Annotated in this window: 11 protein-coding genes and 2 pseudogenes; 6 read left to right on the top strand and 7 right to left on the bottom strand. The window is 64.6% G+C overall.

The genetic code is table 11. The features are described from left to right. Nucleotides 1–211 precede the first annotated feature (211 nt). Nucleotides 212–1,588, top strand: coding sequence for a hypothetical protein (locus tag ABD353_RS13795; RefSeq protein WP_344623852.1), 1,377 nt, complete (start codon nucleotides 212–214; stop codon nucleotides 1,586–1,588). A 143-nt stretch (nucleotides 1,589–1,731) separates the two neighbouring features. Continuing rightward, nucleotides 1,732–1,938: pseudogene (locus ABD353_RS13790) on the top strand (transposase); the annotation flags it as partial. 447 nt (nucleotides 1,939–2,385) lie between these two features. Here ABD353_RS13790 and ABD353_RS13785 read toward each other — a convergent pair. From ABD353_RS13785 to ABD353_RS13770, 4 genes and pseudogenes are all read right to left on the bottom strand, one after another. Next, nucleotides 2,386–2,754 (bottom strand): hypothetical protein, encoded by a 369-nt coding sequence (locus ABD353_RS13785; protein WP_344623851.1) that lies wholly within the window; start codon nucleotides 2,752–2,754, stop codon nucleotides 2,386–2,388. A 40-nt stretch (nucleotides 2,755–2,794) separates the two neighbouring features. After that, a pseudogene (locus ABD353_RS13780) lies at nucleotides 2,795–4,048 on the bottom strand (IS256 family transposase). A gap of 387 nt (nucleotides 4,049–4,435) precedes the next feature. Next, on the bottom strand, nucleotides 4,436–4,681 hold the full coding sequence (locus ABD353_RS13775; RefSeq protein WP_344623850.1) for a hypothetical protein: 246 nt from the start codon (nucleotides 4,679–4,681) through the stop codon (nucleotides 4,436–4,438). A gap of 154 nt (nucleotides 4,682–4,835) precedes the next feature. Next, nucleotides 4,836–5,630 (bottom strand): NgoMIV family type II restriction endonuclease, encoded by a 795-nt coding sequence (locus ABD353_RS13770; RefSeq protein ID WP_344623849.1) that lies wholly within the window; start codon nucleotides 5,628–5,630, stop codon nucleotides 4,836–4,838. Between the two features lie 236 nt (nucleotides 5,631–5,866). Between ABD353_RS13770 and ABD353_RS13765 the strand changes: the two genes are divergently transcribed. Together ABD353_RS13765 and ABD353_RS13760 are read left to right on the top strand one after the other, a co-directional pair. Further along, complete coding sequence (locus ABD353_RS13765) at nucleotides 5,867–7,129, top strand: restriction endonuclease (RefSeq protein WP_344623848.1); 1,263 nt, start codon at nucleotides 5,867–5,869, stop codon at nucleotides 7,127–7,129. Between the two features lie 50 nt (nucleotides 7,130–7,179). Continuing rightward, nucleotides 7,180–8,394 (top strand): DNA cytosine methyltransferase, encoded by a 1,215-nt coding sequence (locus ABD353_RS13760; protein WP_344623847.1) that lies wholly within the window; start codon nucleotides 7,180–7,182, stop codon nucleotides 8,392–8,394. A 162-nt stretch (nucleotides 8,395–8,556) separates the two neighbouring features. Here the strand turns inward: ABD353_RS13760 and ABD353_RS13755 are convergent, their stop codons facing one another. Further along, entirely contained in the window at nucleotides 8,557–8,745 is a 189-nt protein-coding gene (locus tag ABD353_RS13755; RefSeq protein WP_344623846.1) for an AbrB/MazE/SpoVT family DNA-binding domain-containing protein, read from the bottom strand. Between the two features lie 78 nt (nucleotides 8,746–8,823). Between ABD353_RS13755 and ABD353_RS13750 the strand changes: the two genes are divergently transcribed. Then, nucleotides 8,824–9,777: a NaeI family type II restriction endonuclease gene (locus ABD353_RS13750; protein WP_344623845.1), complete on the top strand. Its 954-nt coding sequence runs from the start codon at nucleotides 8,824–8,826 to the stop codon at nucleotides 9,775–9,777. Beyond that, nucleotides 9,774–10,313: a very short patch repair endonuclease gene (locus ABD353_RS13745; RefSeq protein ID WP_344623844.1), complete on the top strand. Its 540-nt coding sequence runs from the start codon at nucleotides 9,774–9,776 to the stop codon at nucleotides 10,311–10,313. Before ABD353_RS13750 ends, ABD353_RS13745 begins: the two co-directional genes overlap by 4 nt. A gap of 64 nt (nucleotides 10,314–10,377) precedes the next feature. Here ABD353_RS13745 and ABD353_RS13740 read toward each other — a convergent pair whose 3' ends face one another. Beyond that, a complete protein-coding gene (locus ABD353_RS13740; protein ID WP_344623843.1) occupies nucleotides 10,378–11,688 on the bottom strand; it encodes a DNA cytosine methyltransferase in 1,311 nt (436 codons plus the stop codon). 208 nt (nucleotides 11,689–11,896) lie between these two features. Further along, a complete protein-coding gene (locus ABD353_RS13735) occupies nucleotides 11,897–13,135 on the bottom strand; it encodes a tyrosine-type recombinase/integrase (protein ID WP_344623842.1) in 1,239 nt (412 codons plus the stop codon). Nucleotides 13,136–13,257 lie beyond the last annotated feature (122 nt).

Raw genomic sequence — 13,257 nt, 5'->3', positions numbered from 1 at the left:
GGACGGGCATTGGACCGCAACGCTGAACTCTTCCTCATATCGGCGCTTCTTGTTGTAGTCGCCCTGGTGTCTCAGCGCTACCCGGAGCAGACTCTAAACCCTCTCTGGGCTCTGCTTGCTGGGACAGCCATCAACTGGGCATGTAGTAAGAAGCCGAACGGAATGTGAGGTTGAGTCACAAACGTTGAGTGCTCATCCTGGGCTACCCAGGATGAGCACTCTCGGCCTCGTCGAGGGCGCTCTCATGACGCATTACATAGTTGACTTGACGCGAGCGCGTGAAGGTATTGAACGTCAGATCCTCGAAAACTTCCTAAAATCTACCAACCGCAATGAGTCCAACACTGTCGAAGTCGTAGTGCTGGAGACGCAGCGCGGTCGGGTTGTCGTGGACGATCCCGCCGTGGAGTTCATCTCATTACCGGTGGACATTAGCGAGGGGAAAGCAGCGGCCACAGTTGCAGAGACGATCACGTATGCTGCCACCACGAAAGAGCCTGTCGTTGTAACCTCTTTTCGGCCCAGCGCCCGGCAGCAAGTCGAGAACCTATCAGTAAACCCGTCCAGCAATATCTCGTACTGGCCCCTGGCGAGGTTTGTAGGTGGCGCTTCCCAGGGTAACGAATATGCTCGATGGCCGGAAAGTTTCATGCCGCGCCAAGATATCGTTGACCATGTCGTATCGGCGCTGGCGAACTTTGATAGCCCCGTCCGAAGAAGTGACATAAGATCAATACTACAAGGTTATGATGACAGATTCCGAAGTCGACAGGGGACGGAGTCGTCCAAGGCGGGGTTCATCTCTAGGGTAGTTGAGCCAGCCATAGAAGATGGCCTTGTGGTTCAGCAGGGTAAGGCTGGGGATCCGAACCCATTCATTTCCTTGACACTAAAGGGACAGGAGCACGCTCAACAGATAGCCCCAATAAGTCGATTCCAAATGCGCAGCACGTCACCTGAACCGGCGCGATCAAAATTGCACAGGCATGAAATTTATTCGAGGAGGTCGGATGAGTTCATAACTGCACTTAGGAAATCTGGATTTGGCCCCTTCCAGCAGATCAGGCTGGACGTTTATGAGAAGATCGAAAATCTGGCCGGGCAGAAACGTACGGTCCCGAAGCTAATTAGAGATGCGATTAATGAGGTTAGGAAGGACCGGGAATATTCGGAATCTGAGGGTCGGGAACTGGCGACGCCTGGGGATCATGAACTGCAGGTGCCCGAAAAGCCGATCCCGTGGGCCAAAGTGCGAACCTTCTTCATTTCCTTGATCAACAGATGCCCAGTCCTCCTCAGTGGCGGAGAGCCCGTCAGTCACTCTTGGGCTGAGGCTGAAATTAAGGTCGACGGACTTGTTGACGACTGGAAAATTAGGCTGGATGGCGAGCTTATCTGCTTTCTGCTAGAGAATGGGATAGAGATATCCCTTGCAGACGTCGCCGATCTTTCGGGGGCAATCTATAACAGCAGGAAAGACGAGTATTTCGATCGCATCCTAAGTGTTGTTCAGCTTCTGCTTCGAGAAGGAATTGTGGAAGAATCCTCGGGTGGGGTTCTGCGGTTGTGCAGGAACGTTGTCGTTTAGTGCCTCAGCCGCAGCCCCGGGGTCGGTGACCGAGGTAGCGGTGGCTGATGCTGACTCGCTGGTCGTGGTCGCGGCGGCGTATCACGACTAGGAACCGCCGGTCGATCATGTGACTGTCGGCTGGTCGGATCATTGCCCCATGTATGGGGCGGGGCAAACGCGGGGATCTGTCGGACGCGGAGTGGGAGCGGCTGCGGCCGTTCCTGCCGGTGAGCAACGGTCGGTGCGGGCGGTGGCGTGATCACCGGCAGGTGATCAACGGGATTCTGCACCGGGTGCGGACCGGGGCTCACTGGCGTGACCTGCCGGAGCGGTTCGGGCCGTGGAAGACCGTTTATGAGCACCGTGCGCCGCGAGGCGATTTGTTGTATCCCCGGAGTATCCGGGATGAACTCGGAGGAAGTTCTTGGGTCACCTGACTTACCTGGCGGTGAAATCCAAAGGGGACCGTAGCATGCCAGGAAAGCGGCGGCCGTTCTGAAGATGCATGACAACGGAGCGCCGCAAGACCCGCGCAATATGGTCAAAGCTGGATTGCTTAAAGCCTAATTTCCAGGGGCGCAAGTAGAAACCCATCGGAACAGCATCTGAAACCGATGCTCCTATTCTTCCCGGCTATGTGACGTTTGGCCGGGCACCTCCGGAACAGGAGACGCCTCCCAATGAGCAAACCGAGGGTCCTGCGGACGCCGCCCCGAGTGCGGGAAAATCGGTGCACGGGCCGTCCGGCCGACGTCGTGGCCGCTTGGCGTGTCAGAGCCCGGCAGGAGAGAAATTGTCAAGACCTGTGGATTGATCTACTCGCCCTGGGGCTTAGCGAGGTAGAGGAGGGTGTGTGACCGCCCCGGCCAGGTGGCGTCGGGTCGACCGGCGTGGACCCGGCTGATGATCGGTGAGTGTTGTTCGGGCCCGCCAGCGAGGAACGCCCGGAGCCCGAAGGCAATGTCATCGATGTCTTCTTCGATCGCGGCGGTGCGAGTAGTGATGGCGAAGTGGAGAACGACGGCGTCCAGCCGGCCTTCGACAGCGATGCCGAGCATGTCTGCCCCGATGAGGCCCAGCGCGGCCTGCCCGGTCATGAGCACGAGGTAGTTGCGCCGCAGTAGGGCACGTTCCTCGGCTGCGGTGAGGTTCGGGTTGTAGTACTGCTGGGCGGGGTGATCCACTTTGGAAGGATATCGGCTCATCCGAACAGACGTTTGGTCGTCATGCGGCTTGCGGCTCGTCGCGTTCGACCAGCTGACCGCGTTCGAAGCGGGCTCCGGCCCGGACGAGCGGGACGAGGTGGGCGCCGGTGATCGCGCGCCATCGGCCCTGGGCGGACTCGACCAGCTTGAACACCATCGCCAGGGCCGCGGCCGGGCTGCCGGCGCCGCGGGTGACCTTGGTCCGGAGCTTGACCGTGGAGAACGTGGACTCGATGGGGATTCGTGGTCCGCAGGTGGATCCAGTGCTCGGCCGGGAAGTCGTAGAACGCCAGGAGCTCCTCGGCGTCACCGGCGATCTTCGCGACGGCCTTGGGCCACTTGGTGCCGTAGGTCTTCGCGAACGCCTCGATGGCCTTCTCGGCGTGGGCGCGGTCCTCGGCGTTGTAGATCTCCTGCATCGCCTTCGTGGCGCCCGGCTGTGCGGACTTCGGCAGGGCGTTCGTGACATTTCGGGCCTTGTGGACCCAGCAGCGCTGGTGACGGGCGGCGGGGAACACCTCCCCCAGCGCCTTCCACAGGCCCATCGCACCACCGCCGACGACGAGTTCGGGGTCCCGCATGCCGCGTCGGCGGCAGTCGCGCAGCAGGTCGGCCCACGACTCGGTGGACTCCCGCAGCCCGTCCGCGAGCGCGATCAGCTCCTTGGTGCCGTCCAGCCGAACCCCGAGCAGCACCAGCACGCACGAGTGGGCCTGGCCGAGCCGGACCTTGGGGTGCACGCCGTCCGCCCACACGTAGACGAAGTCGCGGTCCGACAGGTCGCGCTGCTGGAAGGCGGCGTGGTCGTCCTGCCACTGCCTGGTCAGCCGGGTCACCGTCGCCGGCGACAGCCCGGCGGACGAGCCGAGGAACTGCTCCAGTGCCGGCACGAAGTCTCCCGAGGACAGTCCGTGCAGGTAGAGCAGCGGCAACACCTCGGAGATCTTCGGGGACTTGCGGCACCACGGAGCCAGGATCCTGGAGGAGAACCGCTTGCGCTCGCCGGTGGCCTCGTCCACGCGGCGGTCGTCCACCCGGGGCGCGGTGACCTCGACCGGCCCGGCGGCGGTGACCACGGTGCGGGGCTGGTGGTGACCGTTGCGAACCACCAAGCGGTGCCCGCGCTCGTCCCGTTCGGCGGCCAACTCGGCTATGTACTGTTGACTTCCGCCTCCAGCGCGGCGGCGAGCATGCGCCTGGCGCCCTCGCGAACGATCTCGTCGATCAGGGAGCCGGACTCGGTGGAACCGTCGGCAGTGACTACGCTGAGCACGGGCGTGCCTTCCCGACCCGCGCTGCAACGCGGGCCTACTCGATGACCATCACAGGATCATTCGGGAAGGTACGCCCTCCGCATGCCTTCCCGAGGCTGATCCACAGGTCTTGAGCATTGCTCCTCCCCAGTGATCACGGCGGCACTGGCCGATCAGCGTATGCCGCCGAGCGCCGGTTCGGAAAGGGCCGCTCAACGCGGATCATTCCAAATGCGCGGTAATGCCGAGCTGGAAAGTGGCAGCGGACCACGCGTCGCCAAGGGGCCAAGCGTACGGCCGTGGACGCGCGCGGGAGAAGGAGAGGTCCGGCTGTGGTTGTGGGCCACCGGCGCTCCCGCAAAGCTGTCGTCCGGCCCCTCCGCCACGGCGGCGCGCAGCAGGCGCTGCTATGCCGGATGGAGGTCCTGAGCCTCGTCGACCACGATGTGGCGGTAATAGGACGTGCCAGAGCAGGCCTCCCTCAGCGCGCGGGCCGCCTCGGCACACAGCCGCAGCTGGATGCTGCGTCCTTCCGCATCAAGCTGCTGGGTGAACTCCGACACTGCCCGCCACAGCAGCGAGCGCTTCGACGCGGCCAGCGTGCTCCCCCTTCCTCTGCGGTCCGCGGCGGTGCACTCCTCCTCGGTGAGCAAATCCTGAGCAAGAAGCTGACTGCCGCAGAGTTGAGCGCACCGCCGACAACAACAGCGCCGTCCCGCCAACGAGTTGCGGCATCGGCCTGGCTTCTATCGAAGACATACGGCAGTGATCAATCTACTTCCCGCAAACTGTCGTCGTGCCGGATAGTCAGATCCGGATGAGGTCGTATACCAGGTCGTTGTAGTCCTTCAACCGGTTCTGCTCCGTCATCTCCTGCCACAGCTCCAGTTGGCTGGGCTCGCTCTTCTTGGACCGGGTGGCGCCGTAAGTCTCCACGGCTTCCCGGGTCTCCTCGAAGGCGAGGTGATAGACCGCATCGATCTCGCCGGTGCCGCGGGTGAGTGAAGCAAGGCGGCTGGGCAGAGGCTCCGCGGTGACAGCAACCAGGTGGGGCGTGCGGCCGCGGCGGGACCGGACGAGCAGGTTGAACTCGTGCCGCACGTTCTGCGCGCGGTCGGAGCGAAGCGTCCACTTGCAGGAGACCACGGCGTGCAGCGGCCGACCGGGCACGTCGAGTGCCACGGTGATGTCGGGGGCGATCTGGTAGTCCGTTCCAAGAGTCACGCGCAGGCTCGGAACTTCGGAGAGGAGCTCGCGCAGCTCTGCGAGGTGCTGGTACTGCTCGAACGTCCTGACGTCTTCCCCGCGCTTGACGGCCCAGGGACGTGCGGGATCAAGGCTGGGCAGCTTGTGGGCGAGCTCAGCCGTCACGGCATTCTCGAGTGCTGCACCCCGACTCTCTTCCTTGGCGTCAGCAGAGTTCGCGCTCACCTTGCGGGTGACGCCAAGGGCGTCTAGGACCGACTTGGCTATGCGCATGCTGGTCATGTTGTCCACGTCGGAGATGTTCGGCGCCCATGGTCCGCCGCAGGCTGCGACCACCTTCTTGTTGTCGGCCTTTTTCCACGCAAGGAGTTCGCCGAGCCAGTCTGGTGCTGCCATACCACGTTTCCTTCCGAGCATCGGTAGGCGGTCAAGGCGGCCTCCGCGCAGCGGCTGAGCTGTCCGTCGCGGCAGGCCCGAACAGATCCTATGCAGCAGAGGTCTGTAGATCCGTCAGCTATGGATCCGCCCCTGAACCGGGCGAGGCAGCTGCCATCGAGACGGACTGTCAGTGGTGTGGTGCAGACTGCCGTCTGAGCCGAACAAGCCGAGGGTCGTCTGACCTCCTAACAGACGTGGAGAACTTCGTGGCCGCGCCAAACGCTCCTATTGCTACGCCGGGGAAGCATGCGGTGGCATTCGGTCAGCTACAGGAGGCTGACCTCCAGGTGGATGCGCTGTACCAGGGCGGCACGAGCGGCAACAGCGGGGACGATCCGATCGCCAAACTCGTCCGCGGTGTGGGCAACCAGGGCGGTTTCCGATACGTGGGATCCCCGCTACGCGGCGATGTACGTCTCGTCATCCTCTACACGACCGGGGATCAGCCCGACTGGCCGGATGCGCTCGACCCCCAGACGGGGGCGTTCACCTACTACGGCGACAACCGCACGCCGGGCCACGAGCTCCATGGCACCAGCCGCAAGGGAAACCTTCTGCTGAGGGACATCTTCGCCGCCTCCCACGAAGCGCCGGAGCAGCGCCGCCGGGTCCCGCCGTTCCTGCTCTTTGAGAAGGCTGCGACGAAGGGGCGAGACGTTCGCTTCCGCGGCCTGCTCGCGCCAGGGGGACCTGCGTTGACCTCAGACGATGAGCTCGCGGCCGTGTGGCGGACCACAGCCGGTCGGCGATTCCAGAACTACCGCGCGCGCTTCACCGTCCTCGATCACCCGGTGGTCTCCCGCGGCTGGATCGATCACCTCCGCTCCGGCGGCGACCCTCTGACCGGCGACTGCCCACCCGCTTGGCAGGCCTGGGTGCAGACACGCTCCTATTCACCGCTCACTGCCCCGGTCACCACGCTCATCCGCAGCCAGGCCGAGCAACTGCCGACCGACCCGGAAGGCCAGGCCGTGCTGGAGGCAATCCGCGAGCACTTCCGGGGAAGGGAGCACGACTTCGAGGCGTGCGCGGTTGCCCTCTGGCGACTCCTCGCGCCGGCCACCGGCCAGGTCGACATCACGCGGCGAAGCCGGGATGGCGGCCGGGACGCAATCGGCAAGTACCACCTCGGGCCATCGGCTGACCGAATTGCAATCGACTTTGCGCTCGAAGCCAAGCTCTACAAGACGAGCAACTCAGTCGGGATCCGTGAAGGAAGCAGACTGATTTCTCGCCTTCGCCACCGCAACTTCGGCGTCCTGGTCACCACTTCGCACTTCAACCGGCAGTTCCAGGAAGAGGTCCGTGCCGATGGGCATCCGATCGTCCTAATCTGCGGACGCGACATCACGGAGCTACTGCGGCAGCACGGTTTTGCGACGGCAGAGGCAGTCCGTTCGTGGCTCACTCACCAATTTCCAACCCCGGACGTGATCAACCTCCAGTCTCAGCATTAGCCAAGTCTCAGACAAATCCCTCCGACATTGTTGGACAGGTTCCAGTCTTAATGCCAGGATCTCACAGCTCCGCTCGCAATCCGATCCACATCATCGACCTATTCTCTGGCGGTGGCGGCTTCGCGGCCGGTTTCCACTCATTTTCCCAAGCGGATCCCAGGGCGGCAGAGTTTCTCCCAGTCGCGGCAGTGGAGTTCGACCGTGCCGCGGCCAGCACCTACGCCGCGAACTTCGAGTCCGCCTATGTACACGCCAACGATATCGCCTCATTCGACGCTCACCCCTTTGCGAGCATTGTAGACGTCGTGGTCGGGGGGCCGCCGTGCCAGGGGTTCTCTCAGCTCGGCTCAGGACGCCCGGATGACCCGCGAAATCTCCTATGGAAGGAGTACCTCCGGGTCGTCGCCACAATCCAGCCGAAGGTCTTCGTCCTGGAGAACGTGGAACGCTTCAAGCAATCGCCCGAGTTCAACGCGCTGACGGCGGCCACAGAGCCTGGAGGCCCACTCGATCACTACCGGCTGGAGACTGGTATCCTCAACGCCGCGGATTACGGGGTCCCCCAGGCCCGACGCCGCACCATAGTCATTGGGACGCGCAATGACCTGAAGCCTGTCATTCATCCGATTCCCTCACATGGCAAGAACCCTGGACTCCCCTACAGATCGACCGATCTCACACTCTTCAGCGCCCCGGATGAGGCCGTCCTAAAGCCTTGGGAGGCCGTGGCAGGCGTCTTCTCCCGATCTGCAGAGAAGCAGATCACAGGCACCGACTTGCCGCGCCGCTCGGTAGAAGTCCTGCCGGGCATTAGCGTGCCTGGCCTGTACCGCACCTCTGAACTGCACGTCGGCAGGAACCCGACTGCTCTTTCCCTCGCCCGGTACGCAGCCATTCCCCCTGGCGGAAACCGTTATGACCTTCGCGGGAAGGCGGCCGTCATTAACGGGCGCGAGCATAAGCTTTCAACAGCTTCTTGGGACGCGCATAACAGCGGATCCGCCGATGTCATGGGGCGGCTTCACATAGACCGCCCCTCCGTAACCATCAGGACTGAATTCTTCAAGCCGGAAAAGGGCAGATATCTCCATCCGTTCAACCACCGCCCGATTACTCACTTCGAAGCCGCATTGATCCAGGGATTCCCCGAGGATTACAAGTGGTGCGGAACGAAGATTGAGATCGCTCGCCAGATCGGGAACGCGGTTCCGGTTGGCCTGGCTTCGGCCATTGCTGGCGCCATCCACGATCGTCTGCGTCCTTGACGCGAGCGCTGGAAGGTGGCTCCTGGGGCCGCGGGCCGAATTGGGCTCTGCCTGCGCGCGGCCGGCCGCGGCCGTGGGCCGTGCCGCATGGACTGGGCTTACCAGAGCCCCCCGTCCATACGGCTCAGTTGATCTCCGACCGAGTGTGGCGCTTGGCCGGAGTCAGAGGTCTCCAAGTTCCAATAGGTGGTTGATCGCATCAGCCTCACGCTGCAGCACGATGCGGCCATCACCATCGCTGTAGGCGAGCAGCCGGGCGCCTACGTCCAAGCCGGCCTCCGCCAGGAGGCCCATAGGGAGTGTCACGCGGCCTTCCGCGTCGATAGCGAGTTCAGCAGGTTCTCGGATCACGCCGGAGAGTCTCCCACTCCCGCCCTCAGCGTGCGTATTTGATGCTCGGAGCGGACGCGTGCCCGATACCCTCTCAATGTGGATCACGGACTCGATGCCGAACAGCCGAGCCTCTTCTCGAACACGCCCGGGCGCGACTCGGAGCTGGAGGCTGTTGCCAAGCTGATCTTGGATGAGGACCCGGAGGGCCGCCGCTTCGCGGCCACCGTGCGGCGGAGCATCGACATGCTGCTGGACGGCCAGCACACTGGGCGCTTCCGGTGGGACCAGCTCTATAAGACGGAGAAGGCCCACCTTGGAACTCTGATCGAGATCAACCTGCAGCGGGAGTTCGGGTTCGGTGACGGCGAGAGAATGGACTATCGGATCGCCGGCGTGGACGTGGACTGCAAGTTCTCGCAGACCCGCGGCGGATGGATGATCCCACCGGAGGCGCACGGCGAGCTTCTGCTGGTCGTCTGGGCGAACGACAACGACTCAGCCTGGTGCGCGGGGCTCGTTCGAGCGGATCCAGGGGTGCTCAACTCTGGTGGCAACCGCGATGCCAAGCGGACACTCAGCGCTACCGGACGGAAGGCCGTGCGCTGGTTGTTCGACGACGCCCCGTTGCAGGACAACATGCTCCTCCGGCTGTCACCGGATGACGTCGCGGCCGTCTTCCGGCACCAATCGGGCCAGCGCCGCATCGACGAGCTGTTCATACGCGCGCAGCGGCGGCGGATCAGTCGGACTGTGGTGGCCACTGTGGCAATGCAGGAGGACTACATGAAGCGGGTCCGCTACAACGGTGGATCGCGTTCCCGACTACAGCCTCGCGGGATCGTGATTCTCGGCCACTACTCGAGCCACGGCGCAGTAGCGCAGCAGCTGGGTCTGCCGGTGCCGCTGTCCGGGGAGTTGGTGAGTGTGCGGCTGGCGCGTCTCAGGCCCCACCATGGAGATGCACCATGGGTCAAGCTCAGCGGCGAGCAGTGGACGCAAGCCTTGCCAGACGACCCCGAGGAATTCGTACCGAAGCTGCCGGAGATATGAGCACTGCTGAGTCCTCCAATACGAACGCCGAGGCCTGGACGGCGCCCGAGGGATCGTGGGCATCATCGGCGGCAAATCGGCGCAGCATGCTTGGGAACCGCAGCCGGGACACATCACCGGAGCTGGCACTGCGCTCGATGGTGCACGCGGCCGGGCTACGGTACAGGGTTGCGGCGAAGCCGCTGCCGAAGATGCGGCGCACAGCTGACCTGGTGTTTCGGCCGGTCCGCGTTGCCGTTTTCATCGATGGCTGCTTCTGGCATGGATGCCCGGAGCACTTCGTGCCCCCAAAGACGAATCCGGCCTACTGGGAGTCGAAGATCGGCGGGAACGTTACCCGCGACCGGGATACCGACGAGCGACTCGCCGAGGAAGGGTGGCTGGTACTGCGGTTCTGGGAGCATCAGCCGCCTGCAGAGTGTGCGGCTGCTGTAGTGGCTGCGGTGTCGGCACGCCGGGAGGAGCTCGCAGAGCGGAAGCAGCGGCGTGCTGAGGGGCGGCGGGGAGGTATCGCGCCTGCGCCGCCCACGGGCTGATTGCCCGGGGCGGCGCGGGCAGCTCGGCTTGGTGTTAGGTTCTTCCCCGCCGTACCGTGGGCCGCTACTCGGCGACTGCCGCAGAGGGAGGCTCCGGGCTCAGGTCCACCACCCCGGGATGTGCGCCAGCCTCAGCGCAATCCCGCGGCGAGGGAAGCTGTGCGGCGTCCCCGAGGGACAGCGGAAGCTCCAGGGCAGGCTCGCTGTCGTACAGGTCGTCGTCGAGCTGCGGTTCAGGGTCGGGCGTCTCGCTCTCTGGCAGCTCGAGGGCTTCAGCGATGGCGCGGGCTACGGCTTCTGCGACTGGCGGTGGGAAAGCGTTGCCGACCTGTCGGTAGCCTGCGGTCTTGCGGCCCTTGAATTCCCAGTTTTGCGGGAAGCCCTGGATGAGTGCAGCCTGCTTGACCGTGAGCATCGGGCCGTTCGGTCCGAGGAGGTCTCGGCCGACATCAGGGGTCTTCTCGTCGTTGGCGACACCGAGCGCGTCGACACCGAAGTCCTTCTTCCATGCCGCTTTCGCGCGGGTCGGGCCGAGGTCTGCGCCACCGTGCTTCTTGGACCCGCCGACGAGAGTCGGCGCCACACCAGGAACCGCTGCCCTCGCCTTCTTCCTCCACTCGTCGTACTTCTGCTCCGCGAGTGCCCGCAGTGCTGGCGTGTCGAGCCCAGGCGCAGTCTTGACTCGGATGCCGTAGCGCCGCCGCATGCTGGGATCGAGCACCTCGAAGACGGTCTTGCCGCCGATGTTGCTCTCCTTCGGCCAGGTGAAGCGCCGCCAGCAGTCCTTTCGGATCGCGACCAGGATGGCGCGGGGGCGAAGCTGCGGCACCCCGAAACTGGCGGCCTCCAAAACCTCCCATCCGCAGACGACATAACCGTCGTCGCCGGCGTTGCGGAGCTGCTGAAGGATCTGCTTCCGGTAAGAGCGGAACTTGTGAGCAGGCTCCAGAAGGCCGCGGACGTTTTCGATCATGACAGCGCGGGGCTGCAGTTCTTCCACAAGCTGGAGCATCCGCGGAAAGAGGTCGCGCTCGTCATCCTGGCCGAGCTGCTTGCCGGCGATCGAGAAGGGAGGACATGGGACACCGCCAGCGAGGAGGTCGAGCTTCCGCGGCTCCAAGCCGGGGATCTTCTCGAGGGGCCTGAAGTCCTTCACGTCGCCCTCGTGGATCAAGCAGTGCTCGCGCTCCCAGCCCCAGGGGTCGTCCGGCTTCGCCGGGCGGTCCTTGATGTTCCACTGGAGCGTCTCGACAGCGTGCGTGTCGATCTCGACGAGGGCGAGATGCCGGAACCCGGCGGCGTGGAGTCCGACCGCCTGGCCGCCTGCACCGGCGCAGATCTCGATCGATGTCAGCTTGGCGCCGTCGCTGCCCATGGGGTTGTTCCCGTCCTTCCTACCGTGCACAGGGGTCCTAGTCTCGCAGAGGCGCGCCGATGCGCTGACCGCGACGCTGCTCCGTCTGTACCCTGGACCGAAACAGCGACCGTCTCACATGGGACTGACAATCGCCGCTGCGGGTCCGAGGCGGTTAGTGAGTGATCAGGCACACAGCCTGGTAGCGATCTTGCTGTTCCCTGAAGCCTCATTCGGGGGAGACCTCGGCAGCTGGTCGGAGAGCACGCTGCCAGCGGGCTTCGAGGGCGGCGAGGAGGCGCTGTTCGACGCTGGCGGCGACGTGGGAGTAGACGTCGTCGATTTTGTCCTGGAGTCGGTGGCCGAGGCGGCGGGCCTGGGCGACGCCGGGGATGCCGTCCTCGATCATCCAGGTCTTGTGCGAGTGGCGCAGGCCGTGGAAGGTGAGGCCGGGCTTGATCGGCTTCCATACAGTGCCGTCGGGGAGGGTGGTGCCGTTGACGGCAGGGGCCCATACGCGGCGTTGGAAGCCGGAGCGGCGCAGGTGCTTGCCCCTGATGGTGGTGAAGACGGGCGGGGTGCTGGTGCGGGCGAGTTCGGCGGCGAGGAGCGAGGCGAGGAACGGCGGGAGGGTGACGGTTCGGGCGCTGCTGGCGGTCTTGGGCTGGCCGTACGAGAGCTCGCCGTTGACCTCGTGCAGGGCTCCAACTTCGGGATCGATGATGATGCAGGGGTTGGGAGCTCCGGTGCGGCAGCGCTCTCGGCGGAGGCCGGCGAGTTCACCCCAGCGCATGCCGGTGTAGGCGGCCGTGATGACGAGGAGGGCCTGGTTGGGTCCAGCGAGGGTGAGGATGCGGCGGGCGATCTCGTTGACCTCGTACTCGGTGGCCCATACCCGTTCGGTCCGGGGCTCGGTGCGCCCGCGGCCGCGGTTACGGGGGCGGACGGGGTTGCTGTCGCGCAGGCCGTTGTCGGCTGCATCAGCCATGATCAGGGAGAAGAGCTTGCGGATGCCGCTGACGGTTGCCGGCTTGTAGCGCTCGCGCAGCTGCTTGGTCCACTTGGCGACGTCGGCACTGGTGACTTCGGTGACAGGGGTGGTGCCCCAGCGGGGCAGGATGTGGTTCTTGGTGATGCTGCGGTACTGGGCGAGAGTGTTGTCGCCGATGTCGATGGTGTCCCACCACTCCTCGATCCACTGTGCAACGGTCGGGCGGGTGGAGCCGGGCGGGGGTGTAGTCGGCACCGTCTCGGCAGGGCTGGTAAATGCAGGCGCGGACTGCTGTACAGGCGGCAGATGCCGCGGGGTGAGGATGACGGACGGGGCGGGGGCCGGGGTGGCCAAGGATGCGGCGTGGGTGCGGGCCTCGTCCTCGGTGGTGAAGGTGCCGGGGACGGATCCGGTGGTGCCGTCGCTGTTCCGGTAACGCACGCGCCAGCTGCGTCCGTGCTTCTCGATCCAGGCCACGGTGGGGTCCTGCCTCTCGGTCGGGGTTAAGGGGCTGACCGACCCGCGGTCGCGGGTCGGTGTTGCCATGGACGCTTGGAGGCGGCGGTGAGGGGAAGGCCATCCGCGAATGTTCGCTGTAC

The organism is Kitasatospora arboriphila (genome assembly GCF_039528095.1).
GTDB classification, from domain to species: domain Bacteria; phylum Actinomycetota; class Actinomycetes; order Streptomycetales; family Streptomycetaceae; genus Kitasatospora; species Kitasatospora arboriphila.
This window is presented reverse-complemented; position numbering and strand designations above follow the sequence as displayed.